The sequence below is a fragment of the Aminobacter sp. P4_H6_2 genome (genome assembly GCF_056400805.1).
Genome location: NZ_JBFUKO010000863.1, coordinates 1 through 1,802 on the forward strand (window position 1 = coordinate 1; position 1,802 = coordinate 1,802).

Genomic DNA, 1,802 nt, shown 5'->3' on the forward strand with positions numbered 1-1,802 from the left:
GGTATACAACGACGACATCTCTACCATCTGGGAAGAACCCTTCGAGACCGACGCAGAGGCCTTTCAGGAATTCGAGCGCACTGTCGAGCGGGACGGGATGAATACGTTCCTTGAGGACTGGAGCGGAACGATCCACTAACCGCCATCACCGCGCCTCCACCGCCTGAAAGCTGATTGCGCCACGGCCCGTCGACATGTCTGCTGTGCTGCTCACGCTGCCCGGCACGATGGCCATAAGGCAGTGCGGCTTGTGGATTGAGACCGGCGCCCCCATTGCTACGCCTGGCCAGATGTGTGGCCGCACTTCAAACAAGGCGGTAACCGGCCCTTCCACCGGCTCCATGACCTGGTGAAGGTCTTTGGTGCCGATCTGGATCATGTCGCCAACGCTCAACGAAACGCCTGTCAGCGCCGTGATCCGAATGGCCTTCCGGTTAGCATCGATCGAAAACAGCGAGCCGGTAGGCAGGGTCGATGAGCCCGGATGTTTGATCGGGCGACACCGGGAAAGCGGATACCCCTTGAACGTCTGCAGCCCGTTCTCAAGCGATGCCAGCCGTGCCCGCCAAGCGTCGAGATCATTGGGCTTCAGGCTTCGCGACTGATACGAAGCCCGCCACAGCGGCGAACCCATATCYTTCACGATCGTTCGGCCGTTCGCCTGCCGCGATTGCTCCTGTCGGTAAAGCAATTCGAACTCGGTCGACCAGCCGGGAAAACCCGCGAGAATGTCGAGAGGATAGGTGATGCTCATCAGAACTTCACATTCGTGCTGTTGGCCTCTCGCACAGCGGTGATCACCAGCGAAGGCAGTTCCGCYCGCATCTTCGCCAACTGCTGTTCGTTGCGCGCTACCGCTTCCGCAGATGCGCCGCGGTTRTCGATTACCGGGTTGAAATTGACCACGACAGGCCGGCCGCCACCACCTGCTACCACCTTCGGCATYTGAGGCACCTGCGGAATGATCGTGCCTGACTGCCCCGGCACRAACAGTTCGGGWCGCTTYTCGCCGACGACGTAGGCCTTGCCCTTCTGCACCGGCCCGCCGTTTTCACGCATGCCGCCCCAAGGGTCCGAGCCACCGCCACCACCGCCAAACAAAGAGGAAAACAAGCCGCTTACCCAGTTGCCGCTCCCGCTCTTGCCGAAGAGGCTTTCGAGACCGCTATTGATCAATTCCGCACCGACTTTKCGGAGGGCGTTAGCGACAGCGTCCAGCGCGTCCGTGCCGTCCTGRAGGTCTGARATGAACCCGCCGACCACGTCCTTGCCGAGGCTCCTGAAGTCCTCCATGCGCGAACGAAGGTCATCCTGGCTCTCTGCCAGCTTGGCGCTTTCGACACCGGCCGTCGCATACTGATCGGCGAGCGCCGCAATCTCGGCCCGCAGCTGCGGCGTGACTTTTTTGCCGGCTTCTTCGGCTGCAGTCAGAAGCTCGCGCTCCATGCGCGCCTTTTCGGCGGCATAGCCATAGTCGTCGATCAGCGGATTGAGCTGACGCTGTGCTTCGGTCTCGGCGACCATTTCGGCCGTCGTTTCGGCGATGCGCTGCGATAGGCGCGCATATTCGTCAGCGCGCTCACGTGTCGACTTCTTCTTGTCATCCTTATCAGGTGCGGCGAAATCCTTCAGCGACACCGTCGACTTGGTTGGTGTTTCAAAGGCCTTCTCGATGCGCCGATCAATTGGGCTCGTGACGGCCTCGCCCTTACCGCCAGCAATTTTGACGCCCTCCGGCCCGGCAGTCGGGGCGGAAGTCATGCCATATTTTGCGAGGTTTTCCGGGCTGTTAAGGCCGAAAT

1 protein-coding gene and 1 pseudogene are annotated in these 1,802 nt (G+C 60.8%); both read right to left on the reverse strand.

The window, feature by feature from the left end:
- Positions 1-145: 145 nt before the first annotated feature.
- Positions 146-754 (reverse strand): hypothetical protein, encoded by a 609-nt coding sequence (locus AC1DUU_RS31070; protein WP_476787154.1) that lies wholly within the window; start codon positions 752-754, stop codon positions 146-148.
- Positions 754-1,802 (reverse strand): annotated as a pseudogene (locus AC1DUU_RS31075) (hypothetical protein); the annotation flags it as partial. The gene AC1DUU_RS31070 and the pseudogene AC1DUU_RS31075, both read right to left, overlap by 1 nt.